Origin of the sequence: Pseudomonas fluorescens (assembly GCF_002837185.1) — a bacterium.
In the GTDB taxonomy this organism is placed as follows: Bacteria; Pseudomonadota; Gammaproteobacteria; order Pseudomonadales; family Pseudomonadaceae; genus Aquipseudomonas; species Aquipseudomonas fluorescens_AM.
Genome location: NZ_KZ477986.1, coordinates 112,842 through 137,324, shown reverse-complemented (window position 1 = coordinate 137,324; position 24,483 = coordinate 112,842). Strand labels below are relative to the sequence as shown.

At 61.9% G+C, this 24,483-nt stretch carries 23 protein-coding genes; 10 read left to right on the top strand and 13 right to left on the bottom strand.

Annotation, left to right across the window (positions count from 1 at the left end; genetic code table 11):
* Positions 1-110: 110 nt before the first annotated feature.
* Positions 111-920, bottom strand: coding sequence for a UDP-2,3-diacylglucosamine diphosphatase (locus tag CIB54_RS02720; protein WP_065884526.1), 810 nt, complete (start codon positions 918-920; stop codon positions 111-113).
* 137 nt (positions 921-1,057) lie between these two features.
* On the opposite strand from CIB54_RS02720, the gene CIB54_RS02715 reads away from it, so the two are divergent.
* Together CIB54_RS02715 and CIB54_RS02710 are read left to right on the top strand one after the other, a co-directional pair.
* On the top strand, positions 1,058-1,807 hold the full coding sequence (locus CIB54_RS02715) for an AraC family transcriptional regulator (protein WP_065893776.1): 750 nt from the start codon (positions 1,058-1,060) through the stop codon (positions 1,805-1,807).
* A 94-nt stretch (positions 1,808-1,901) separates the two neighbouring features.
* Entirely contained in the window at positions 1,902-2,783 is an 882-nt protein-coding gene (locus CIB54_RS02710) for a DMT family transporter (RefSeq protein ID WP_065893777.1), read from the top strand.
* Between the two features lie 2 nt (positions 2,784-2,785).
* Here CIB54_RS02710 and CIB54_RS02705 read toward each other — a convergent pair whose 3' ends face one another.
* On the bottom strand, positions 2,786-3,073 hold the full coding sequence (locus CIB54_RS02705; RefSeq protein ID WP_065893778.1) for an Rdx family protein: 288 nt from the start codon (positions 3,071-3,073) through the stop codon (positions 2,786-2,788).
* An 83-nt stretch (positions 3,074-3,156) separates the two neighbouring features.
* Between CIB54_RS02705 and CIB54_RS02700 the strand changes: the two genes are divergently transcribed.
* On the top strand, positions 3,157-5,346 hold the full coding sequence (locus CIB54_RS02700; protein ID WP_101218482.1) for a patatin-like phospholipase family protein: 2,190 nt from the start codon (positions 3,157-3,159) through the stop codon (positions 5,344-5,346).
* A gap of 132 nt (positions 5,347-5,478) precedes the next feature.
* Here CIB54_RS02700 and CIB54_RS02695 read toward each other — a convergent pair whose 3' ends face one another.
* Together CIB54_RS02695 and recQ are read right to left on the bottom strand one after the other, a co-directional pair.
* The gene (locus CIB54_RS02695) at positions 5,479-5,913 is read right to left on the bottom strand and encodes a MarR family transcriptional regulator (protein WP_065884521.1); all 435 of its coding nucleotides are present in this window, start codon (positions 5,911-5,913) and stop codon (positions 5,479-5,481) included.
* Between the two features lie 121 nt (positions 5,914-6,034).
* Entirely contained in the window at positions 6,035-8,161 is a 2,127-nt protein-coding gene (gene recQ, locus CIB54_RS02690; protein ID WP_065949700.1) for a DNA helicase RecQ, read from the bottom strand.
* Positions 8,162-8,438: 277 nt separating this feature from the next.
* Between recQ and CIB54_RS02685 the strand changes: the two genes are divergently transcribed.
* The 3 genes from CIB54_RS02685 to CIB54_RS02675 all read left to right on the top strand — a co-directional run bounded on the left by CIB54_RS02685 (position 8,439) and on the right by CIB54_RS02675 (position 13,015).
* Entirely contained in the window at positions 8,439-9,026 is a 588-nt protein-coding gene (locus CIB54_RS02685) for a UPF0149 family protein (protein WP_057721316.1), read from the top strand.
* Between the two features lie 20 nt (positions 9,027-9,046).
* Entirely contained in the window at positions 9,047-9,430 is a 384-nt protein-coding gene (locus CIB54_RS02680; protein ID WP_065949701.1) for a YbaN family protein, read from the top strand.
* A gap of 114 nt (positions 9,431-9,544) precedes the next feature.
* Entirely contained in the window at positions 9,545-13,015 is a 3,471-nt protein-coding gene (locus CIB54_RS02675) for a hybrid sensor histidine kinase/response regulator (RefSeq protein ID WP_065949702.1), read from the top strand.
* A 123-nt stretch (positions 13,016-13,138) separates the two neighbouring features.
* Here the strand turns inward: CIB54_RS02675 and rmuC are convergent, their stop codons facing one another.
* Positions 13,139-14,503, bottom strand: coding sequence for a DNA recombination protein RmuC (gene rmuC / locus CIB54_RS02670; RefSeq protein ID WP_178084430.1), 1,365 nt, complete (start codon positions 14,501-14,503; stop codon positions 13,139-13,141).
* A 175-nt stretch (positions 14,504-14,678) separates the two neighbouring features.
* A complete protein-coding gene (locus tag CIB54_RS02665; RefSeq protein WP_065884517.1) occupies positions 14,679-15,002 on the bottom strand; it encodes an SEL1-like repeat protein in 324 nt (107 codons plus the stop codon).
* Between the two features lie 454 nt (positions 15,003-15,456).
* On the opposite strand from CIB54_RS02665, the gene CIB54_RS02660 reads away from it, so the two are divergent.
* From CIB54_RS02660 to CIB54_RS02640, 4 genes are all read left to right on the top strand, one after another.
* A complete protein-coding gene (locus CIB54_RS02660; RefSeq protein WP_101218478.1) occupies positions 15,457-15,762 on the top strand; it encodes a hypothetical protein in 306 nt (101 codons plus the stop codon).
* Positions 15,763-16,204: 442 nt separating this feature from the next.
* Positions 16,205-16,429 (top strand): hypothetical protein, encoded by a 225-nt coding sequence (locus tag CIB54_RS02650; protein ID WP_005790139.1) that lies wholly within the window; start codon positions 16,205-16,207, stop codon positions 16,427-16,429.
* Positions 16,430-16,704: 275 nt separating this feature from the next.
* The gene (locus CIB54_RS02645; protein ID WP_101218476.1) at positions 16,705-17,187 is read left to right on the top strand and encodes a hypothetical protein; all 483 of its coding nucleotides are present in this window, start codon (positions 16,705-16,707) and stop codon (positions 17,185-17,187) included.
* A gap of 145 nt (positions 17,188-17,332) precedes the next feature.
* Positions 17,333-18,610 (top strand): OmpP1/FadL family transporter, encoded by a 1,278-nt coding sequence (locus CIB54_RS02640; protein ID WP_101218474.1) that lies wholly within the window; start codon positions 17,333-17,335, stop codon positions 18,608-18,610.
* Between the two features lie 69 nt (positions 18,611-18,679).
* Here the strand turns inward: CIB54_RS02640 and CIB54_RS02635 are convergent, their stop codons facing one another.
* The 7 genes from CIB54_RS02635 to cobU form a co-directional block, all read right to left on the bottom strand.
* A complete protein-coding gene (locus CIB54_RS02635) occupies positions 18,680-19,231 on the bottom strand; it encodes a glutathione peroxidase (RefSeq protein WP_065949706.1) in 552 nt (183 codons plus the stop codon).
* 150 nt (positions 19,232-19,381) lie between these two features.
* Positions 19,382-20,590 carry an MFS transporter gene (locus CIB54_RS02630; RefSeq protein ID WP_101218472.1) on the bottom strand — a complete coding sequence of 403 codons (1,209 nt, stop codon included), beginning with the start codon at positions 20,588-20,590 and terminating at the stop codon, positions 19,382-19,384.
* Between the two features lie 54 nt (positions 20,591-20,644).
* Positions 20,645-21,049, bottom strand: a complete 405-nt coding sequence (locus tag CIB54_RS02625; protein WP_065949708.1) for a MarR family winged helix-turn-helix transcriptional regulator — start codon at positions 21,047-21,049, stop codon at positions 20,645-20,647.
* A 42-nt stretch (positions 21,050-21,091) separates the two neighbouring features.
* Positions 21,092-21,820 (bottom strand): adenosylcobinamide-GDP ribazoletransferase, encoded by a 729-nt coding sequence (locus CIB54_RS02620; protein WP_101218470.1) that lies wholly within the window; start codon positions 21,818-21,820, stop codon positions 21,092-21,094.
* Between the two features lie 2 nt (positions 21,821-21,822).
* Positions 21,823-22,398, bottom strand: a complete 576-nt coding sequence (gene cobC, locus CIB54_RS02615; protein ID WP_065949710.1) for an alpha-ribazole phosphatase family protein — start codon at positions 22,396-22,398, stop codon at positions 21,823-21,825.
* A complete protein-coding gene (gene cobT, locus CIB54_RS02610; RefSeq protein ID WP_101218468.1) occupies positions 22,395-23,450 on the bottom strand; it encodes a nicotinate-nucleotide--dimethylbenzimidazole phosphoribosyltransferase in 1,056 nt (351 codons plus the stop codon). The genes cobC and cobT overlap by 4 nt, the downstream gene beginning before the upstream one ends.
* A complete protein-coding gene (gene cobU, locus CIB54_RS02605; protein WP_065949712.1) occupies positions 23,447-23,968 on the bottom strand; it encodes a bifunctional adenosylcobinamide kinase/adenosylcobinamide-phosphate guanylyltransferase in 522 nt (173 codons plus the stop codon). The genes cobT and cobU overlap by 4 nt, the downstream gene beginning before the upstream one ends.
* Between the last annotated feature and the right edge of the window lie 515 nt (positions 23,969-24,483).

Sequence of the window (24,483 nt, the reverse complement as noted above, 5' to 3'; positions counted from 1 at the left end):
AAATGTGGGAGGGGGCTTGCCCCCGATAGCAGTGGATCAGCCAGCTTATATTTAGCTGACCCACCGCCATCGGGGGCAAGCCCCCTCCCACATTTGGCCCAGTCAAGACTTCAGGTTGTGACCATCTCAGCCTTAAGCAGCGCCTCTTTGGCTTGCGCATCCGCCAATCGATACAACTCGATGTGCCCATCCCAGTGCTCGATCAATGCCGTGCACGATTCCACCCAGTCCCCGCAGTTCAGGTAATCCACCTCGCCCACCTTGCGGATCTCGGCATGATGGATATGCCCGCACACCACCCCATGCAACTCACGCTTGGTCACCTCGTGGGCGATGGCCTCTTCGAAATCGCTGATAAAACTCACGGCGGTTTTTACCTTGTGCTTCAAGTACGCCGACAGCGACCAATAACCGTAGCCATAGCGCGCTCGCCAGTGATTGAGCCAGCGGTTCAGCGTCAGGGTAAATTCGTAGGCCGAGTCACCCAGGAAGGCAAGCCAGCGGTGGTAACGGGTGATCACGTCGAACTGATCGCCATGAATCACCAGCAGATGACGACCATCTGCCGTGACATGCACCGCCTCGTCCACCAGTTGGATATTGCCCAGGATCAGCTTGGAATAGCGCCGTAGAAATTCGTCATGGTTACCGGTGACATAAATCACCTCGGTGCCGCGCTTGGCCATGGTCAGCAGGCGACGGATCACGTTGGTGTGGGCCTGGGGCCAATACATGCCGCCACGCATTTTCCAACCATCGATAATGTCACCCACCAGGTACACCTTGTCGGCGTGATAGCCCTTGAGGAACTGCGATAGATGCTCGGCCTGGCAGTCCCGGGTGCCCAGATGCACGTCGGAAATCCACAGGGTTCGCACCCGTTGCTTGCGGCTGGGCTTGGCGAATTCGGCACGGGTCATGGGTGTCCCTCGACGCTGTTTTCGCGAGCTTGCGCCCTGGTGGTTAATAGCCCATGACAACTGCGCGTCAGTCTGATGACAACGCTTGGCCGCCCCTAAGCGATGTAGACTGGGGACTTGCCGCCCAGGAGAGCGCAATGAGCCCCAGTCTTACGCTTCGCCAGTACACCGATGCCCCCATCGCCCACAGCCATGACCATGCACAATTGGTGTTTGGCCTGTCCGGGCGCCTGGATTTCGAAGTGGATGGCTGTGCTGATCAGGTGCAGGAAAGCAGCGTGATGATCCTGCCGTTTGCCGCTCACCACGCCTGCGGCAGCCGCGACGGTAGCCGCTGCCTGGTGCTGGATGTGCCAACCGAGCATTGGCTGCTGCAGACACTGGGTGACCACGCCGATGCCAGTCGCCGCCTGCTCGACCGGCCGGCCCGGCTGGCGCTGGATTCGCGCCAGCACCAGTTGGTGCAATGGCTGGCCGGCAGCCCGATACAGGATCCATTGATCGCCCGGCAAGGCGCGCTGCTGCTGCTCGCCAGCCTCAATCATCCGCAGGCGATGCCACCGCCGGGGCGGCGCCTGCCTTATGCCGCGTTCAACGCGCATATCGAACGCCACGCCGCTCACCCGCTGCATGTCGCGGACCTGGCACGGATTGCCTGCCTGTCAGTGGCGCGCCTGCACGCGCGCTTCATGCTTGAATGCGGGCAGACCCCCATGGATTACGTGCGCCACCAGCGCCTGCAAATGGCATTGACGCTGCTGCGCGAGACGCCGCTGCCCGTGGGTGAGATCGCCGCACGCGTGGGCTACCGCTCGCAAAGTGCCTTCGCTGCCGCCATGTTGCGCGAGTTTGGCGCCTCGCCGGGCACAATGCGGCGAACGTCATAGGAAGAGTTTCGCGCTAAAAATCGCGAGCCGCACGACAGACATCCCTTTCACCCAACCTCTAGACTGGTGGTCACTTTCGTTGGTAGGCATCGTAATGACTCCCCGCTCAGCCCTCGGCGCCCTGCATATCGGCGCATTGATGTTCGGCCTTACCGGCGTGTTCGGCAAACTGGCGGCCGCCTCACCGTCCATCATCGTATTCGGGCGTGCCGCGTTTGCGGTGATTGCCCTGGCGGTGTTCGCGCGCTTTGCCAGCAATGCGCCGTGGAAACACCTGCAGATGCGCGACTGGCGCCGCCTGCTGGTCAGCGGCGTGCTGCTTGCCGCGCACTGGGTGACCTTCTTCATCGCCGTCAAGGTCGCCGGGGTGGCGGTGGCAACCCTGGGGTTCGCCGCCTTCCCGGCCTTTACGGTGATCCTTGAGGGGTTGATCTTCCGCGAGCGGATTCGCGCCAATGAAATGGTGCTGGTAGCGCTGGTCAGCATCGGCCTGGTGCTGGTGACCCCGGACTTCAACCTGGCCAGCGACGCCACGGGCGGCTTGCTCTGGGGCATCGCATCGGGGCTGCTGTTCGCCTTGTTGTCATTGAACAACCGCGCCAGCTCCGGACGCATTCCGGCGGTACAGGCCGCGCTGTGCCAGAACGTGGTGGTCGCGGTCTGCCTGCTGCCCGTGGCGGCACCGGGGCTGGCGGATGTGCGCGCACTGGACTGGCTGTGGATCGGCCTGCTCGGGGTGTTCTGTACCGGCCTGGCCCACAGCCTGTTCGTCGCCAGCCTGGCGGTGATCAAGGCGCGCACCGCCTCGGTGGTGTTTGCCATGGAACCGGTCTATGGCATCACCGTGGCCTGGCTGCTGTTTGCCGAAACGCCCACCCTGCGCATGCTGCTGGGTGGCGCATTGATCATCGTCGCCATCGTGCTTTCCGGCCTGATGGGCAGCGCGAGCCAGGCCAAACAGCCGGTGGCGACCTGACGTCACTGCGTGCGGTCGTTATGCCCCAGGTCGCGCTGCGGGTCGATCTGATCGCGCACACGCTGCTTGAGCACCTTGGCTTCCGGAAAACCGCCATCGGCCTTGCGCTCCCAGATCTGTACAGCGTCGCAGGTGATGCGAAACGCGCCGCCGGTCGACGGCTCCAGCGACACTCTGCCCAGATCCTCGGCAAACGTACTCAACAATTCCTGGGCCAGCCACGCGGCACGCAACAGCCACTGGCACTGGGTGCAATAGGTGATCACGATCTCGGGTTTGCTGGCGGACATAACGTGAAAGGCTCCTGGGTGACGGCTTGGGCGGATCGAGCGGCTATAATAGCGGCCTTTATCGCCCAGCCTCGAGATTCATGATGCGCCGCTTGTTGTCCTGCCTGTTCCTGTGCCTGCTTCCCCTGCTCGCCGACGCCGTTGAAAGCCCACGCCCGAAAATCGGCCTGGTGCTGTCCGGCGGCGCCGCCCGTGGCCTGGCGCATATCGGCGTGCTCAAGGCGCTGGAAGAACAAGGTATCCAGGTCGACGCGATTGCCGGCACCAGCATGGGCGCGGTGATTGGCGGGCTGTACGCCTCGGGCTACAAGATCGACGAGCTGGAAAAGCTCGCCCTCAGTATCGACTGGCAACAGGCCTTGTCCGACGCACCGCCGCGCGAAGACGTGCCGTTCAGGCGCAAGCAGGATGACCGCGATTTCCTGGTCAAGCAGAAACTCAGCTTCCGCGACGACGGCAGCCTCGGCCTGCCGCTGGGGGTGATCCAGGGCCAGAACCTGGCGCTGCTGCTGGAAAGCATGTTCGCCCACAGCAGCAACACGCGCAACTTCGACAAACTGCCGATTCCGTTCCGCGCCGTGGCCACCGACATCACCACCGGCGAAAAAGTCGTGTTCAGCAAGGGCCACCTGCCCCAGGTGATACGCGCCAGCATGTCGATCCCCGCGGTGTTCGCGCCGGTGGAGCTGGACGGGCGGCTGCTGGTCGACGGCGGCATGACCGACAACATTCCCCTGGACGTGGCACGGGACATGGGCGTGGACATCGCCATCGTGGTGGACATCGGCACACCGCTGCGCTCACGCAAGCAGTTGGCGACCGTGGTCGATGTGCTCAACCAGTCCATCACCCTGATGACCCGGCGCAACTCCGAGGAACAACTCAAAGCCTTGCACGCGAGGGACGTCTTGATCCAGCCGCCCCTGGCAGCCTACGGCGTGACGGACTTCGGACGCGCCAGGGACATGATCGACGCCGGCTACCGCGCCACCCGCGCCCTCGACCTGCGTCTGGCGCACTTGCGCCCCGCTGAGCCTGTCGACCCACAACTGACCGCCGCCCGCACGCCGGGCGAGCGCACCCCGATCATTACCGCGATCGACGTGGAAAACGACTCCAAGGTCAGCGATGACGTGATCCGCTACTACATCCGCCAGACGTTGGGCGAACCGCTCAACCTTGGCCGCCTGCAATCGGACATGGGCACGCTGTACGGCCTGGACTACTTCGAGCAGGTGCAATACCGCGTGGTGAAAAAGGGCAAGGACAATACCCTGGTCATCAGCGCGCGCGGCAAACGCAGCGGCACCGACTACCTGCGCCTGGGGCTGAACCTGTCCGATGACATGCGCGGCGACAGCGCCTTCAACCTTGGCGCCAGCTACCGGGTGAACGGGATCAACCGCCTCGGCGCCGAATGGCTGACGCGGGTGCAGATCGGTGACCGCCAGGAGCTGTACAGCGAGTTCTATCAACCGATGGACACCGGCTCGCGCTACTTTATCGCGCCCTATATCAGGGCTCAGGCGCAGAACGTCGAGCTGACCCTGGACAACGATCCCATCTCTGAATACCGGCTGGAGCGCTACGGTTTCGGCCTGAACGTCGGACGGCAGATCGGCAACAGCGGCGAAATCCGCTTCGGCGTCGGAGAAGCCTGGGGCAAGGCGGACGTGCGCATTGGCGACCGCGACCTGCCGAGCATGAGCTTCAGCGAGGGTTTTTATGAGTTGAAATACTCGTTCGATTCTTTCGATAACGTGTACTTCCCGCACACCGGCGAAGACATCGGCCTCGCCTTCCGGGAGTTCGCGCCCGGGCTGGGTTCGGACCAGCGCTACCGCCAATGGGAGTTCAAGCTGGACAAAGCCATGAGCCACGGCCCCGACACCCTGATTCTCGGTGGTCGCTACGGACGCACCCTGGATGATTCGGACGTGGTGGTGTCCAGCTTCCTGCTGGGCGGCGCGCGACAATTGTCAGGCTTTCGCCAGGATGCGATCTCGGCCCAGAACATCAGCCTGATGCGCGCGGTGTACTACCGCCGCCTGACGCCGCGCTCATACCTGCCGCTGGATTTTCCGCTGTACCTCGGGGCCTCGCTGGAGCGGGGCCGGGCGTGGAACAATGACAATGAGTTCGACAGCGGCTACATCAACGCGGCGAGCATTTTCCTCGGCTTCGATACGCCGCTGGGGCCGTTGAATTTCAGCTATGGGTTCAATGATGATAACCAGAAGGCGGTGTACCTGAACCTGGGCCAGACTTTCTGACACAGCGCAGAATAAATGTGGGAGGGGGCTTGCCCCCGATAGCAGTGGATCAGCCAGCTTATATTTAGCTGACCCACCGCCATCGGGGGCAAGCCCCCTCCCACATTTCTTGATCTTCGGAACACTGGGGAATCAGGACTTTTCCAGATTCGCCAGGATATGCCCATGGACGCGCATGCACACGCGCAGATCCTCTTCGTCCACCCCAACGAACAGTTCATGGCGCAACGCCGTGGCGATGGTCTCGATCTGGTCGATCAGCGGGCGCGCCGTGTCGCACAGCAGGATACGTTTGGCGCGGCGGTCTTCCACTACGGCCTGGCGTTGCACCAGGCCCTGGCCTTCCAGGCTGTCGAGCAGACGCGCCAGGGTCGGCCCTTCCACGCCGACACTTTGTGCCAATTCACGCTGGGTAGGTGCTTCGGTAAAACGGGCCAGGTGCAGCAGCACCAGCCATCGCGCCTGGGACAAGCCCAGCCCCGCCAGGCGGCGGTCCAGCTCGGCGCGCCAACCTCGGGACATTTGCGCCAACTGCATGCCAAAACGGTGTTGATCGGTTAACGGCATAAAAAACTCATGGTTTAGACTGAAAATAAAGTGTGGCTAATTATTAGTCAGCTAAGCATGAGCCATGCCAGGAGGCAAGGCCCGGTATGTACTGATTCGTTACATTGTCGTAATTGCCACACTAAATTTCGAATTCCGACTGCAAAGCGGCACGCACGCAGTACAGAACGCCCTCGGGAACCCGCCCGGCAAACAGCGGCGCGATCTCCGCGACAGGTGGCAATTCGCCCTCCCCGTCGAGAAAGGCATCCTGGATTTCGCCGAGCAAATCCTCCGGCAAATCAAGGGCCTGCTCCAGGGACAACTGCTGCTTGCCGATGGCTTCGGCCAGCAACGTGTACACATTTTTTTCCGAGCATTGCAGCTGGCCGGCGATCTGGATCGGGGTCATGCCGGCGCGGGCCAGGCTGATCAGTTCGTGGCGGATATCGGCGATTTCCTTCGGTGCTTCGGCCTGGCCGCCGAGCACCTCGAGGAAGGCCTGGCCATAACGCTCCAGCTTGCGTGCGCCCACGCCGCTGACCCTGGCCATTTCGGCCATGCTGGTGGGCTGCTCGCGAAGCATCTCGAGCAAGGTCGAGTCGGGGAAGATGACGTAGGGCGGCACGCTGTGTTCCTGCGCCAGTTTGCGCCGCAGGGTACGCAAGGCCTCCCACTGTTCGCGCTCCTCGCCACGCACCAGCTGGCTGGCCTGGCTGGTGCTGCTCTTGGCGGTGGTCTGCGGCTTGAGGTCGCGGCGCAGCTCCAGGCTGACCTCGCCCTTGAGCAAGGGCCGGCAGCTGTCGTTAAGGCGCAGGCCGCCGTAGCCTTCGATATCGATGTCGACCAGCCCGCGCGCGACCATCTGGCGAAACAGTGAACGCCACTCGCCTTCTGCACGGGCCTTGCCGACGCCATAGACCGAGAGTTTTTCATGGCCGAAGCTGCGGACCTTTTCGTTGTCCTTGCCCAGCAATACATCCACCAGGTGACCGACGCCATAGCGCTGGCCGGTGCGGTAGATCGTCGACAACGCCTGGCGCGCCGGCTCGGTAGCGTCCCAGGTCTGCACGCCGTCGATGCAGTTATCGCAGTGGCCGCAGGGTTGCGGCATGTCTTCATCGAAATACGCCAGCAGCGTCTGGCGGCGGCAGCGGGTCTCTTCACACAGCGAGAGCATGGCGTCAAGTTTGTGCTGCTCCAGACGCTTGTGGCGCTCATCGCCTTCGGAGTTCTGCAGCATCTGCTTGAGCATCACCACATCCTGCAGGCCGTAGACCATCCAGGCATCCGCCGGCAGGCCATCACGGCCGGCGCGGCCGGTTTCCTGGTAATAGGCCTCGAGGGACTTGGGCAGGTCCATGTGCGCCACGAAACGCACGTTGGATTTGTCGATCCCCATGCCGAAGGCGATGGTCGCCACCATGATCAGGCCTTCCTCGTTGAGGAAGCGCTTCTGGTGCGCCGAGCGTGTTTCATTGGGCAAGCCGGCGTGATAAGGCAGCGCCGGATAACCTTGCTCACAGAGGAACGCGGCGACTTCATCGACCTTCTTGCGTGAAAGGCAATAGACGATACCCGCATCGCTGCGCCGCTCGGAGAGAAACGCGAGCAGCTGCTTGCGTGGCTGCTCCTTGGGCACGATGCGGTAGAAAATATTCGGTCGGTCGAAGCTCGACAGGAAACGCTCGGCGCCCTGCAAATGCAGGCGCTCGACGATCTCTTCGCGGGTACGCTTGTCGGCGGTCGCGGTCAGGGCAATACGCGGCACATCGGGGAACAGTTCCGCCAGTTGGCCAAGCTGCAGGTATTCGCGGCGGAAATCATGGCCCCACTGCGACACACAGTGGGCTTCGTCGATGGCGAACAGGGCAATTTCCAGGCTCTGCAGGAACGCCAGCATGCGCGGCTGCACCAGCCGCTCCGGCGCCAGGTAGAGCATCTTCACTTCGCCGCGCTTGATCCGCGCGGCCAGGTCGCGCTGCTGCTCGGCGCTGAGGGTGGAGTTCAAGGCCGCGGCGGCGACACCCAGTTCTTCCAGGGTGGCGACCTGATCGTCCATCAATGCGATGAGCGGCGACACCACCACGGCCAGGCCATTGCGCAACAGCGCCGGCACCTGGAAGCACAACGACTTGCCGCCGCCCGTCGGCATCAGGACCAGGGCATCGCCGCCACTGGCCACGCGCTCAATGATCGCACCCTGGCGGCCACGAAAACTGTCGTAGCCGAAGATGTCCTTGAGGACGCGTTGAGCCTGCTCGAGCATGTAAAACTCCAAAATGGTGCGCAAATCCCTCTGTACAGGCTGGCCGAAAAAACCCGTTTTCACGGAAAATAATCCGTAAGCGAAGTTTTCCCGGAGTGCCGCATGGCCTGCAGGGGCATCACAAAACGCGGCAGTATACCCGAGCGTTCACCGGCAAAGGGCGCGACTGACGAATAGACACCGCTGTCTAAAACCGGGCAAATATGCCGTGCGGCTGGCCTGGGCGCTCAAGAACGCCTAGAATTCCCGCATCGTTTATTCCCAAGGTAATTCTTCAATGTCCTTCGCTGAGCAACTAACCCGCCTGCAAGCCTTCCTCGACGCCGATGAGCTGCATGACGAGGCGCTGGACTATGTGGCCGCCCACGGCTACCTGACCGCGTTGTCTATCTGCTCCGAAGTCGTACCCGACCGTGAGTGGATCGACGCGCTGTTCGCCGAAGAACCTCATTACGCCGACGACGCCCAGCGCGAAGAAATCGAAGCCACTCTGCTGGCCCTCAAGGCCCACATCAGTCGCCAACTGGCTTCCGATGAAGAGTTCGAGCTGCCGTGCGAACTGGACCTGGGCGACGATCCGGACGACTCCGACCTGCGCGGCTGGTGCATCGGCTTCATGGAAGGCGTGTTCCTGCGCGAAGCCGCCTGGTTCGAAACCGCCGAGGAAGAAGTCAGCGAAATGCTGCTGCCGATCATGGTCGGTTCGGGGCTTTTTGAAGAAGAAGCTGAATTTTCCGATATCGCCGCCGACGCCAACCTGATGGACGACATGATCGTACAGATCCCGGAAGCCCTCACCGCGCTGTACCTGCTGTGCAACGCGCCTGACGAAAAACCGGCGATCCTCAAGCCACGTCACCACTGAGTCGCTTGCCCGTGGACCCCATGGGCAAGCGCTCGCCGCTCCTGCGTTACGCGCTGCTGGCCATCGGCTGGCTGAGCGTAGCGCTCGGGGCGATCGGCATTTTCCTACCGGTATTGCCGACGACCCCCTTTCTCCTGCTGGCCGCCGCCTGCTTCGCTCGAAGCTCCCCGCGTTTTTACCACTGGCTGGTCGAACACCCGCGCCTGGGCCCCTGGATTCGTGATTACCTGGACGGTAATGGCATCCCGCTCAAGGGCAAGGTCTACGCCATCGGCTTGATGTGGCTGAGCATCACCCTGTCCTGCTACCTGGTGCCGTTGCCGTGGGCACGCGGGTTCATGCTGACCAGCGCGGTGCTGGTGACGATTTACATCCTGCGCCAGAAAACCCTGCCCCCTCGCTAAGCCGCGACATCAAGTCGCGCTCAGACCTTGGTCGACACTGACTAACCCCAAGCATCATGCGAGACTGTCCGACCGGGCCCGCACTGCCCGGGTGTTCCTATGCTCGGAGTTACCATGACGCTGTCCAGCGGGCTGATCGCCGCCGTTGCCCTGGCCTATATGGCCATTATGTTCGCCATCGCCTTTTACGGTGACCGCCGCCACGCGCCGTTGCCGCCGCGTGTGCGTGCGTGGGTGTATAGCTTGTCGCTGGCGGTGTATTGCACCAGCTGGACGTTCTTCGGCGCCGTGGGCCAGGCGGCCGAACAGCTTTGGGCATTCCTGCCGATCTACCTGGGGCCGGTGCTGTTGCTGGTGCTGGCGCCCTGGGTGCTGCAGAAGATGATTCTGATCAGCAAGCAGGAAAACATCACGTCCATCGCCGACTTTATCGCCGCACGCTACGGCAAATCCCAGTCCCTGGCAGTGGTGGTCGCGTTGATCTGCCTGGTCGGCGTATTGCCTTATATCGCCCTGCAGCTCAAAGGCATCGTGCTCGGCGTGAACCTGTTGATCGGCTCCGGGCCCGACACCACGGGCACGCGAGCCCAGGACACCGCATTGGTGGTGTCGCTGGTGCTGGCGCTGTTCACCATCGTGTTCGGCACGCGCAACCTCGACGCTACCGAACACCACCGGGGCATGGTGCTGGCGATTGCCTTTGAAGCGCTGGTCAAGCTGTTCGCGTTTCTGGCGGTCGGCGTGTTTGTAACCTACGGGCTCTACGACGGTTTCGGCGATCTGTTCAGCCAGGCGATGCTCGCACCGCGCCTGGAGGAATACTGGAAGGAGACCATCAACTGGCCGTCGATGGTGGTGCAGACCGGCGTCGCGATGATGGCGATCATCTGCCTGCCCCGGCAATTTCATGTGACGGTGGTGGAGAATATCGACCCGCAGGACTTGCGCCTGGCCAAGTGGGTGTTCCCGGCTTATTTGATCCTTGCCGCGCTGTTCGTGATCCCCATCGCCCTCGGCGGCAAGATGCTGTTGCCCGGTTCGGTGCTGCCGGATTCCTACGTGATCAGCCTGCCGATGGCCGAAGCCCACCCGGCCCTCGCCGTACTGGCGTTCATCGGCGGCGCCTCGGCGGCCACCGGCATGGTGATCGTGGCCAGCATTGCCTTGTCGACCATGGTCTCCAACGACATGCTGCTGCCCTGGCTGTTGCGCCGCTCCAGCGCCGAACGCCCCTTCGAAGTGTTCCGCCACTGGATGCTGTCGGTGCGCCGGGTCAGCATCGTGATCATCCTGCTGCTGGCCTATGTGAGCTACCGACTGCTGGGTTCCACCGCGAGCCTGGCCACCATCGGCCAGATCGCATTTGCCGCCGTGACCCAGCTGGCACCGGCGATGCTCGGTGCGCTGTACTGGAAACAGGCCAACCGGCGCGGGGTCTTTGCAGGCTTGGCGGCGGGGACGTTCCTGTGGTTCTACACCCTGGTCCTGCCGGTTACCGCGAAAAGCCTGGGCTGGTCGCTGAGCCTTTTCCCCGGCCTGACCTGGATGCACTCGCACCCGTTCGGCTTTTCCGTGACCTCACTGACCTTGGGCACCGTGTTCTCCCTGGCCGGTAATTTCACGCTGTTCGTATGGGTATCGATGCTGTCGCGCACTCGAGTCTCCGAGCATTGGCAGGCCGGCCGCTTTATCGGCCAGGAAATCAGCCAGCGCGCCAGCGCCCGCTCCATGTTGTCGGTACAGATCAGCGATCTGCTCAGCCTGTCGGCGCGCTTTGTCGGTGAAGAACGGGCCCAGCAGAGCTTTATCCGTTTTGCCTATCGCCAGGGCAAAGGCTTCAACCCCAACCAGAATGCCGACAACGACTGGATCGCCCACACCGAGCGCTTGCTGGCGGGCGTACTCGGTGCCTCCTCCACGCGCGCCGTGGTCAAAGCCGCCATTGAAGGGCGGGACATGCAACTGGAGGACGTGGTACGGATCGCCGACGAAGCGTCCGAGGTGCTGCAGTTCAACCGCGCCCTGCTGCAGGGTGCGATCGAAAACATCACCCAGGGCATCAGCGTGGTGGATCAGTCGCTCAAGCTGGTTGCCTGGAACCGGCGCTACCTGGAGCTGTTCAACTATCCCGACGGCTTGATCAGCGTCGGCCGGCCAATTGCCGACATCATCCGCTACAACGCCGAGCGCGGCCTGTGCGGCCCTGGCGAGGCGCAAGTGCACGTGGCGCGACGCCTGCACTGGATGCGCCAGGGCCGTGCGCACACGTCAGAGCGGCTGTTTCCCAACGGACGGGTGATCGAACTGATCGGCAACCCGATGCCCGGCGGCGGTTTTGTCATGAGTTTCACCGACATCACCGCGTTCCGCGAAGCCGAACAGGCGCTGACCGAGGCCAACGAAGGTCTGGAACAACGGGTGACCGAACGCACCCATGAACTGTCGCAGCTCAACCTCGCGTTGACCGAGGCCAAGGGCGTGGCCGAATCCGCCAGCCAGTCGAAGACCCGTTTCCTGGCGGCCGTCAGCCATGACTTGATGCAACCGTTGAACGCCGCACGCCTGTTCTCCGCCGCCCTGTCCCATCAGCATGAAGGCCTTTCCAGCGAGGCCCGGCAACTGGTGCAGCATTTGGACAGTTCGTTGCGCTCGGCCGAGGATTTGATCAGCGACTTGCTGGATATCTCGCGCCTGGAAAACGGCAAGATCAATCCACAACGCCAGCCGTTTGTCCTCAACGAGTTATTCGACACCCTGGGCGCCGAATTCAAGGCCTTGGCCCATGACCAGGGCTTGCGCTTCCGTTTGCGCGGCAGTCGCCTGCGGGTGGACAGCGACATCAAGTTGCTGCGGCGGATCCTGCAGAATTTCCTCACCAACGCCTTTCGTTATGCCGATGGGCCGGTGCTGCTGGGCGTACGTCGCCGCCAGGGCCAGTTGTGCCTGGAGGTCTGGGACCGTGGCCCTGGCATCCCGCTGGATAAACAGAAAGTGATTTTCGAAGAGTTCAAGCGCCTGGACAGTCACCAGACCCGCGCCGAAAAGGGCCTGGGCCTGGGCCTGGCGATTGCCGACGGCCTGTGCCGCGTGCTGGGCCATCGCCTGAGCGTAAGCTCGTGGCCGGGCAAGGGCAGCGTGTTCAGTGTGCGTGTGCCGCTGGCGCGTAACCAGACCGCTGCACCGGTCAAGGCCGCGCAGGAAAATGGCCTGCCACTCAGCGGCGCGCAAATACTGTGCGTGGATAACGAAGAAAGCATCCTGATCGGCATGCGCAGTTTGCTGACGCGCTGGGGTTGCGAGGTGTGGACCGCCACTGACCAGGCGCAATGCGCGGTCCTGCTGGCTGAAGGCATGCGCCCGCAACTCGCGTTGGTGGATTACCACCTGGACCACGGCGAGACCGGTACTGAATTGATGGGCTGGCTGCGCGCCCAATTGGCCGAGCCGATTCCCGGCGTGGTGATCAGTGCCGATGGCCGCGCGGAGATGGTGGCCAAAGTGCATGCGGCGGGGCTGGATTACCTGGCCAAGCCGGTGAAACCGGCGGCGTTGCGGGCGCTGTTAAGTCGGCATTTGCCCCTTTAATTCAAGTGTACTCCGTACAATGTGGGAGGGGGCTTGCCCCCGATAGCGGTGCATCAACCAATAGATCTGGCGACTGACACTCCGCAATCGGGGGCAAGCCCCCTCCCACATTTGGCCTGTGTTTTACTCAGGAAGATGCGCTACACCGTCAGCATCCGTCATCGCGCGCTCGAGCAAATCCGCCGGCAGGCTCTTGCTGGCTCGGGCGCCGAGCAGTCTCAACTGCTCGGTACGGCTGACCAGATTCCCGCGTCCGTCCGTCAGCTTGTTGCGCGCTGCGCTGTAAGCCTTATCCAACTGTTGCAGGCGATTACCCACTTCGTCCAGATCCTGGATAAACAGCACGAACTTGTCATACAGCCAACCCGCGCGCTCGGCGATTTCCCGCGCGTTCTGGCTCTGACGCTCCTGCTTCCACAGGCTGTCGATCACCCGCAGGGTGGCCAGCAAGGTGGTAGGGCTGACAATCACGATATGGCGATCAAAGGCTTCCTGGAACAGGTTCGGCTCCGCTTGCAGCGCTGCGGAAAACGCCGCTTCGATCGGCACGAACAACAGCACGAAATCCAGGCTGTGCAGGCCTTCCAGGCGCTTGTAATCCTTGCCGGCCAAGCCCTTGACGTGATTGCGCAAGGACAGCACATGCTGCTTCAACGCCGCCTGGCCAATCACCTCGTCGTCCGCCGCCACGTACTGCTGGTAGGCGGTCAGGCTGACCTTGGAGTCCACCACCACCTGCTTGTCGCCCGGCAACATGATCAGCACGTCCGGCTGGAAGCGTTCGCCATCCGGGCCCTTGAGGCTGACCTGCGTCTGATACTCGCGACCTTTTTCCAGGCCCGCATGTTCCAGCACCCGCTCGAGGATCAGCTCGCCCCAGTTACCCTGGGTTTTCTGACCTTTAAGGGCGCGGGTCAGGTTGGTGGCTTCGTCCGACAGGCGCAGATTCAGTTGCTGCAGGCGCTCAAGCTCCTTGGCCAGGGAAAAGCGTTCGCGGGCCTCGTTCTGGTAGCTTTCTTCAACGCGCTTCTCGAAGGACTGGATGCGCTCCTTGAGCGGGTCCAGTAACTGCCCGAGACGCTCCTGGCTGGTTTCGGCAAAGCGTTGTTCGCGCTCGTCGAAAATCTTCCCGGCGAGTTCGGCAAACTGCGCGCGCAGTTCATCCCGGGAACCTTGCAGGTCGGCGAGACGTTGTTGATGGCTGTCCTGCTGTTCCCGCAGCTCGGCGCGCAGGGCTGCAGCCAAGGCGTCGAGGCGGCGCAGTTCGGTTTCCTTGGCGCTGCGGTCAATATTCCAGGCGTGGGCCGCGTCGCGGGCGTTATCGCGGTCGATCTGCAACAGCTCGACTTCGCGGCGTACCGCAGCCAGGTCGGCCTGCTTGGCGGCGTTGGCCTGGCTCAGATCGCTGATCTCGTCACGGCTGGCGTCCAACTGCGCAGCAAGCCCTTCCTGGGCCAGTTGCGCGGTGGCCAGGCGCTCTTCCAGCAATTCCCAGCCGGTGGTGCGCGCGGTCAGCCGCCGTTGAATCTGCCAGCACCACGCCAATAAAGGCAGCGCTGCGCCTGCAAGGCCAAGGGCGACACTGGTCCAGTCGAACACCATAGTCATTTCTGCCTTCACCCAAAAACAGCAAGGTTAACCAAGCAAGGCACGGGAGGACAGCTCAGTCTTCGACCTGGCCCAATTCGCGCTGGGCGCGGCGATCACCGGCACGGGCCGCCGAACGCAGCAGGTCCTGGCCGATACGCCGGTCGCGGGCATTTCCGCATTCACGGCACATCAGCTGGCCCAGGCGGCTCTGCGCGGCCACCACGCCTTCGCGGGCAGGCTGCTTGAGCAGGCGGCCAGCCAAGTGCTTGATGTTGGTACTCTGCCCCAGGCGCGGGCTGTCGAGCAGCCACAAGGCAACTTTCAAAGAGAAGCGCTTGGGCGCGGTAACAGTTTGAGGAGTGTCGGTAACAGAAGGTGATACTGAGCGAAACTTCATAAAGCACTGTGGGACAGAACGGAAGGCGCGCCACTCTACTCTTTTTTTCGTACAGGTAAAGCTGAAAAAACGCTGCACGCCCGTTCTAGAGCAAGCGCTTGGGACAATCCACAGAAGCTGTGGATAACTCAGTGGACAACCCCGCTTTAACCCGCGCAAAGGCCCATGGAGCGGGGGCTGCAGTCAAACTGACGATTTTTTCACCAATAAAAAAAAGCCAGATTTTTCATTGACTTAAATTTTGATTGCAGGCAAATGAGCGGGCTCCGGGGCTGCTGCCCATGAGGTTACACAGGCTGCGACTAATGTGCACAACTCACCAGCCAATGGTTATATCGCCAGCTTTTTGGATCCGACAGACTGGGAAAATGTTACTGCCGGCAAGCCTGGGGACTTTTCAAAGCTGTCGCGGCTCGCCACACTCCCCACCCGACAACGCAACCGTGCAGGGCCGATGAAAGGAATTCTGTTATTCGCCGCGTTGCTGCTGGCCATTTGCGCGACGGCCCTGGGCATCAACGCGCTGTTACCGTCCCCGGACGGCGCGCTGTTTGCCATCGCTATCCTGGTATCAGCCGCTCTGACCGCGTCAAGTCTGTGCATCGAACTGGGAGAATGCGGGATCGACGACATGCGTGATGTCGTGCGAGTCATCGAGACCGGCAAGTCCGTAAGGCTGACACTCGCCGCCTACGGGCTTGGTTGTACGTTGGCCGCGTCGATCACCGTGCTGGTCTATCGCGGGCTGCTGGGGGGCTGATCGGGATTTTTTACGGGCCCCCTTCCCTTCCTTGTTTCGATCCGTTACTATCCGCAGCGTTAGTACCAAGCTGAAAGTCAATTCTGGTCGAACATATCCCCTGAACCACATGGGATCGACCACCTCGATGGTTTCCAGGTATCACTTGCGACGACACAGCCTTTGAACAAGCAAAGGGTGTCGCGAAGTCTCCATACTCTGACCGAACCAACCTGCAAATTGATCAGGATCTTCACCCCGGGCCCAGAACCTTTGCCCCTGTTGTGTTGCCTGCCCTCCTAAGTACCTACCTGCCAGCCCAAGCGCGCCTAATTCAATAGCGCTTCAAACTGGCTGCTTTGTTCCAGTCGGGTTCTTCGTTTGATCAATGGTGATCAACGTCACTGGAACGTTTTAATACGGCACGGTTCTTATCTGTGTCATTTGTAGGAACACCCATAATATGAACGCTCAAATCCATACTCAGGATGCCATCCGCACCCTCACCAACGCTTTTGCCCCAATGAACTGCCTGATCATGGCCGCTCGCAAAGGCTGCTTCAGCTTCACCCTGGTCAACGAACACGGCATCGCGCGTCACAGCGAACGCCTGTACCCCGATCAATACTCCAGCGCAGAACCGCTGCAGGCCGTGATCGAGCGTACCCGTCAGGCATTGACTGCCTGATCGACCCGAGTCGCTGAAACACAAAAACCCTGTCTGAAAAGCAGGGTTTTTTATTGCCTGAAATTTAGCCGAAGACTTTTTACTAATCACAAATAGATATAAACGTTATAACCGGATAACAAAGATGTTTTAAAAACAGTCCTTTACAAGATGAATATGACACTACACTTCAACTCAAGCGGCATGATCCGCTTGCGACGGGCCTGAGATCCGATTCACCGCTGCCAAGCCCTCCTTCTCGGGCCCGTCATTCATTTTCTCGCGATGAGGCTCTTATGGGTATTGCCGCCAGCGAATTGTGTCGTTATGTGATCAGGCCGACCCTGAAGTACCTCGGGTGCCATAATCCGACCGCCGAAGCCCTGCTGCTGGGCATTGCCGCCAGCCAGTCGGAGCTGGGCTCGGCCTTGCATGATCGTCGCGGCCATGGCCTCTACAGCATCACCGAACCCCGCCACCGCGCCCTCTGGGATACCTACCTGGCGCTCGATCCCGAGCGTGCGAGCCTGGTGCGCGGGTTGGCCAGCCAACATGCTTTTCTCAGTGCGCCACAACTGGAATTGACGGTGAACCTGCGTTACGCCACGGCGATCGCGTGGCTGCTGGTCGAACAACAGCGTCCCGCCCTGCCCGCGCCGGGCGATGTACTGGGCATGGCGCGTATCTGGAAAGAAATATTTCACCCTCAGGGTCGCCTGCGAGATTTCTCCCAGGCCTGGCAAACCTGTGTCTCCCCCATGAAACAGGTGGCCTGCTGACCGGGCAATTTGCAAGATTCGCCAAAAAACCGCAAATCTGGTCGGATTGTCCTACAAAACCGCTCTATCTCCTGCATTACAGCCTATAGCGCGATGTGAAATTTATTGATACTTTCCGCAGCGGTGATCACACGGAGTTCTAATAATGAAAAAAGTAATGCTCAAGACCACACTTAGCCTCGCCGTTGCCATGGCCTCTTCCCAACTGTTCGCCAGCGGCTTCGCCCTGAACGAACAGAGCGTCAGCGGAATGGGCACCGGTTTTGCGGGTCGCTCATCTTCTGCCGATGACGCAAGCACTGTCTATGGCAACCCTGCCGGTATGGCTCGCCTGAACGGCCAGCAGATCACCGGCGGTGTCGCAGCCATCGATGCGTCCACCGATCTGAGCGATACCAGCGGTCGCTCCAGTGGCAGCAACAAGGGCGATATGGTGCCGTTCACCGCCGTCCCTTTCGGTTTCTACACCAATAAACTCAACGATCAGTGGTCTGTGGGTTTCGGCGTCTATGCTCCGTTCGGCCTGATAACTGACTACGAAAGCGGCTTCCAGGGCCGTGGCTTCGGCAGCAAAAGCGAAGTGAAAGTCATGACCTTGCAACCGACGGTCAGTTACGCCTTCAATGATCGCGTTTCCGTGGGTTTTGGCCCGACCATCAACCGCATTGCTGGCACCCTGGAATCGGACCTCACGCTGAACCCTCGCGCGCCGGACACCAACATCAAGATCAAGGGTGACGACACCGCGCTGGGCTTCAATATCGGCGTGCTGGTACAAGCCACCGATACCACCCGCGTCGGCCTGACCTATCACTCCAAGGTCAGCTACAAGCTGGACGGCCACACCGAAGTCACCGCGCCGACCGCGACTTCGCCGTTCCTGCGCAGCAATCGCTACGACGCTTCGCTGAAGATCGACACGCCTGAGTCCTACGACCTGTCGGTAACCCAGGACCTGACCGACGCCTGGAAGCTCTACGCCGGTGCAACCTGGACCCGCTGGAGCCGCCTGAAAGACATCACCGTCAAGAACGAAGGCGTGGCAGCCGCAGCGGGTGGCGCGCTGGCCCCCGGCCTGGTCAGCACCATCAAGGAAGACCAGAACTGGCACGACACCTGGGCGTACGCCTTGGGTACTTCGTATCAGTTGACCAAGCAAGTGGTGCTGCGTACCGGCCTGACATTCGACCAGTCGCCGACCAACAACACGGATCGCTCGCCGCGCATTCCTACCGGCGACCGCACCATCTTCAGTCTGGGCCTGGGCTACGAGGTCATGCCGAACATGACCGTCGACGTGGCTTACTCCTACCTGAAGGAAGAGGACGTCAAGGTTGCACGCTCCAATCAACTGGCCAGCTACAACGCCAAGTATGAGAACAGCGCCAACGGTTTCGGCCTGGGCATGACCTACCGCTTCTGATTCATCGCGTTCTAAAAAAGCCCCGCTCTCCTGAAAAGGAGGCGGGGCTTTTTAATGGACGATCATGTATCAGGGCTTGGAAGCTATCGCCTGCTCCACCGCCTTGATCAGCTCGGGGCTGTCAGGCTTGGTCAGGCTGGAAAAATTGGCAATCACCTTGCCCTGGCGATCCACCACATACTTGTAGAAATTCCACTTCGGCGGCGTGTCGGTCTGCTGCGCCAGGCTCTTGAACAGGTGCACCGCATCCGGCCCCTTGACCTTCTGCGGTTCGGTCATGGTGAAGGTCACGCCATAATTGACGTAGCAGACCTTGGCAGTCTCCTCGCCGGTCTTGGCCTCCTGCTTGAAGTCGTCCGAAGGCACGCCAATCACCTCCAGACCTTCACCCTTATAGCGCTGATACAAAGCTTCGAGGCCTTTGAATTGAGGAGCGAAGCCGCAGAAGCTCGCCGTATTGACGATCACCAGAGGCTTGCCTGCAAAGCGCTGGCACAGGTCAATGGATTCCTTGGCCCGCAACTTGGGCAATTGGCCTTCCAGCAACGGCGGGCATCCGGCGGCCAGGGCCACGCTGCCAGCAGCCATCAGGACGGGTAGAGCGAGCCAGCGCATCAACATATCAAAGGTCCTCGATTCGGTTCAGACAGAGAACTTAACAGATCGCCATGCCCAACTGCATCAATGCCAGGCCGCCTTGCTGCCAGCCCCACCAGGCCAGCAGCAGCAACACCAGCGTCGCCGCCAGGATCACGCACCGCAGCGCTGCACTCATGCCGCCTCCATTTGCGCCTGCACACGCGCCACCGGCCGTTCACGCACCGGCCAGTTCAAGGCCGCCGCGAGCAGGCTGAGCAGAATTGCCACTTGCCAGATCAGGTCATAGCTACCGGTTCGATCATAGACCACCCCGCCCAACCAGCCACCGAGGAACGAGCCGAGCTGGTGGAACAGGAACACAATCCCACCCAGCATCGAAAGGTTTCGCACGCCGAACAAGGTGGCGACGGTGCCGTTGGTCAGCGGTACGGTGGACAACCAGAGGAACCCCATCGCCATGCCAAACACGTAAGCCGTGACCTCGGTGACCGGCGCCCACAGGAACAGCACGATCACCACTGCCCGCAGCAGGTACAAGCCGGTGAGCAAGCGCGGCTTGGACATGCGCCCACCCAGCCAGCCGGCGGTGTAGGTGCCGAACACATTGAACAAGCCGATCAAGGCCAGCACCGTGGTGCCCACTGTGGCCGGCAGATGCTGGTCCACCAGGTACGCCGGCAGATGCACACCGATAAATACCACTTGGAATCCGCAGACGAAAAAGCCGAAGGCCAGCAACCAGAACCCGCTATGGGAACAGGCCTCCTTCAACGCTTCGCGCAGGGTTTGTTGACCGACCGTCACCGGCAGCGGTTTATCCTTGAGCATGGCCACCAGCGGCAGGATCAACGCCACCATCAAGCCCAGCGCCAGCAGCGCCGCCGACCAGCCCAGCCAACCAATCAAGCCGAGGGTGCCAGGCACCATGGCGAATTGGCCAAAAGAGCCGGCGGCGCTGGCGATCCCCATGGCCATGCTGCGTTTCTCCGGTGCTACGGCGCGGCCGACCACGCCGAGAATCACTGAAAACGACGTGCCGGACAGACCGATGCCAATCAGCAACCCGGCACTCAGCGACAATGACCACGCCGAGTCCGACATGCCCATCAGCACCAGGCCCACGGCGTACAACACGCCGCCGACGAACACCGCCCTGGTCGCGCCGAAGCGGTCGGCCAGCGCCCCGGTGAACGGCTGTGCCAGTCCCCAGATCAGGTTCTGCAAGGCAATGGCAAAAGCGAACGTCTCACGGCCCCAGCCGAATTCGCTGCTCATCGGCGCCAGGAACAGCCCAAAGCCGTGCCGCACGCCCAGGGACAACGCCAGGATCAGCGCACTCCCCAAAAGAACCCAGCCACTGGTGCGCCACATCGAGGTCATTTCTTATTCTCCGTTCGCGGGTATATACCCGCTTGTAGCCGAACAAACCGCCGCTCAGGCAAGTTCATCCAGCAAGGCCAACAGGGTTTCGCGCTTTTGCGCGCCAAGCTGATCGATCAATGTCTGTTGCGCCGCTTCCCATGCCGGCAGGGCCGCCGCCAAACGCTGCTGGCCCGCCTCGGTCAATACCACCAGGCGATTGCGCAGGTCGTCACCTTCGACCAACCGCACCAGGCCCTCCCCTTCGAGTACGCGCAGATTGCGCCCCAGGGTGCTGCGGTCCAGGCCCATGGCTTCGGCCAGGCTGGAAATGCTCGGCTGATCGAGACGTTGCAGGTTGCACAGCAAGGAATACTGCGCAACGTTGATCCCGAAGCCGTCGAGGGCGCCGTCGTAATGCCTGCTGACGCCACGGGCGGCACGTCGCAGGTTGGTGCATAAACATTGGGAGGCAAGCATGGAGCGTGTATATACCCGGAGTTGTGGAAATGCAAGAAAGTGTTACAACGCCAGTCCAATCAGCACCACCGTTTCCAGCAGTTCCAGCAGTGCGCCCGCAGTATCGCCGGTGGTGCCACCGAGGCGCTTGATCATCACCTGGCGCAACCCGATAAAACAAGCTGCGGCGAACAACACCGCCAGCCCACCGCCGAAGCCGCCGATCAGGATGCAGGCCAGTCCGCTGAGGATCAGCACTTGCTGGCCGACAACCCTGGGCAAATGATCCGACAGCGCCTGACCTAATCCGCCCGCGCGCACGTAACGCGTGGTGAGAAACAGCGCCAGCATCGACGCCCGGCCGATCAACGGCGCAAGAATCAGCGCAGCGCCATTGTGCTGCTCGATCAGCGCCACCAGCGCGGTGAACTTGAGCAGCAGCACCAGGCCCAGGGTGACCACGGCAATGGGCCCGCTGCGTGGGTCTTTCATGATGGCGAGGGTGCGTTCACGGTCGCCGAAGCCACCCAGCCAAGCGTCGGCACTGTCGGCCAGGCCGTCCAGGTGCAGGCCACCACTGAGCAGCACCCAGGCGCTCAACAGCAGCGCGGCGTGCAGCAACAGGGGCGCGCCCGTCAACAAAGCGTTCAGGCCCCACAGGAGCAAGCCGAACAGCACGCCCACCAGCGGATAAAACAGCAACGAACGCCCCAGCTCCTGCGGTTGCGGCATGCCTGGCAGGCGAATCGGCAGGCTGCTCAGGAACTGCAGGGCAATCCAGAATGGCAGCATGCTCAGCCCCCTTCCTTCAACGTGCCATCGGTCGCGACTTGCAAGTTGAACAGCCCGCCGTGGCCGACTTCGACATTCAGCAATTGTTCACGGGGCAAGCCGCGCGCGCGCGCCAACAGCAGGCGCATCACACCACCGTGGCTGATCAACAGCACACGCTCACCGGCATAGGCCTGGCGCAGACGTGAGACAGCGCCGAGCACCCGCTCGGAAAACGCGCCCACCGGTTCGCCTTCCGGCGGAGTGAAACTGTACGGGTCCGCCCAGAACAGGCCCAAGGCCTCGGCATCGGTCTGCATCAACGCCGCCGCGCTCTGTCCTTCCCAGGCGCCGAAGTGCAGCTCCTGCAGGTCTTTTTCCAGGCTGACCGGAAGGTCGAGACGCTCGCCCAGTTCCTGGGCAAAGCGCGCGCAGCGTTGCAACGGCGAACTGATCAGTCGGTCCCACGGCCCCCGCCCTGCGACAGCGGCGCGCATCTGTTCCCAACCCTTGGCCGTCAGGGCGTCATCCAGGCTGCCGCGCAGGCCGCCGCCCAGTTCGGTTTCACCGTGGCGCAGCAAATCCAGGTGCAAGGTCATGCGGGGCGGTCCGCCACGGCCGCTTCGGCGAAGGTCGCCATCTGCCCGTGCAGCGCACAGGCCAGGCGCAACAGCGGCACCGCCAACGCCGCACCGCTGCCTTCGCCCAGGCGCAGGCCCAGGTCGAGCAGAGGCTGCGCGTCAAGGCTGTGCAGCACGTGACGATGCCCCGGCTCGGCGCCACGATGGCCGAACACCAGCCATTCGCGGCATGCCGGGTTCAGGCGCGTGGCAACCAGTGCGGCGACGCTGCAGATGAACCCGTCCACCAGCACCACGATGCCCGCCTGGGCACAGGCCAGGTAGGCACCGACCAGCGCGGCGATTTCAAAGCCCCCGAGGTTGAACAGCGTCTGCAACGCGTCGTCGCGCTGGGCCGCGTGCCGTTCCAGGCCGCGCTCGATGACCGCCACCTTGTGACTGACACCCTGGGCATTCAACCCCGTGCCTGGCCCGGTCAGGTCACTCACCGGGCAATCGAGCAGCACACAGGCCAACGCACTGGCGGCGGTGGTGTTACCGATGCCCATCTCGCCACCGATAAACAGCTGTGCGCCGTTTTCCAGGGCGCGGTGTGCGCTGTCTCGCCCGGCCTGCAGGGCCTGATTGCCCTGAGCCTGGGTCATCGCCGGGCCGTTGACGAAGTTGGCCGTGCCCGCGCCGATATTCAGGTGACGCACGCCGGGCAACGCCAGGGATGGCGTCACCGTGCCGAGGTCGACCACCTCCAACTGTGCGTCCAGTTGCCGAGCCAAGACGCTGATGGCCGCGCCACCGGTGACAAAGTTATGCAGCATCTGCCCGGTCACCTCCTGGGGAAACGCCGACACGCCTTCCGCGACCACCCCATGGTCGCCGGCAAAAATCGCGATCCACAGTTGATCCACCGACGGCTTGACCCGGCCCTGCAAACCGGCCAATTGCACCGCCAGCGCTTCCAACTGGCCGAGGGAGCCGGCGGGTTTGGTCAACTGCTGCTGACGGTCCCGCGCCTGTTCCTGCGCAGAAGCATCGTTGGCCTTGCAGGGGTTGAGCCACCAGGAATCGGTCATAACGCAGTACCTTTCAAAGTCAGGGGCAGGCCGGCCACCGTCAGCACCACACGCTGACACCGCTCGGCCAAGGCTTGATGCAGCCAACCGGCTTCATCCACATAACGGCGAGTCAATTCGCCCAGCGGCACGACACCCAGTCCGGTCTCGTTGCTGACAAAAATGATTTCACCCGGCAGCGACGCCAGGCTGTGCAGCAGTTGATCGCGCTCGAATGCCAGGCGCTCGGCATCCTCGAGCATCAACAGGTTGGTCAGCCACAAGGTCAGGCAGTCGACCAACAGGCAATGATCGGCAGCGGCGTTTTCGCGCAACACATGCGCCAGTTCGACGGGTTCTTCAATCAGGCCCCAGTGGTCGGGCCGACGCTCACGGTGCAGGGCAACGCGCTGGTTCATCTCACCGTCCAGCGGTTGGCTGGTAGCGATATAAATCACGGACAGACCGCTGTCGCCGGCGAGCTTTTCAGCCAGGCGACTCTTGCCCGAACGAGCGCCGCCAAGGATCAATTGATGCATGAGCACATACCTTCCAAGTCCCGCCGACCGGTTGAGGCCGCCGCCGAACAATGTGGGAGGGGCCGTGCGACGATTCGACTTGCCCCCGATGAGGGAGTAACAGTGAATACATCGATAACTGACCCACCGCTATCGGGGGCAAGCCCCCTCCCACATTTAGTCCGCGGCTGCCTACACAACTCAGTAGCGCCCAACACTAACCACGATGCGCAGCGAGTCGCTCTTGATCTTGATCTTGATCTGGCTTTTGATCTTGAGCGCCCCGTTAAACCACGCTGGCCGAACGCAGGCTTGAATCCGTGGGTAACCCGGCAGGACGCCGGGTTAGCCGCACTGGGCCAGGGATGGCCCATTGCGGCGGCCCACGGATTCAAGCCGGAGAGAGGGCACACCGAGCCTAGGCGAGGTGCCGAGTGGTGGGGCAAGAGCGTTTTGCTTACTTTTGCGCTTTTCAAAAGTGAGCCGCCGTAAGGGCGGAACCCTAAGCAGCCGTTACCGCAGAAACGGATATGTAC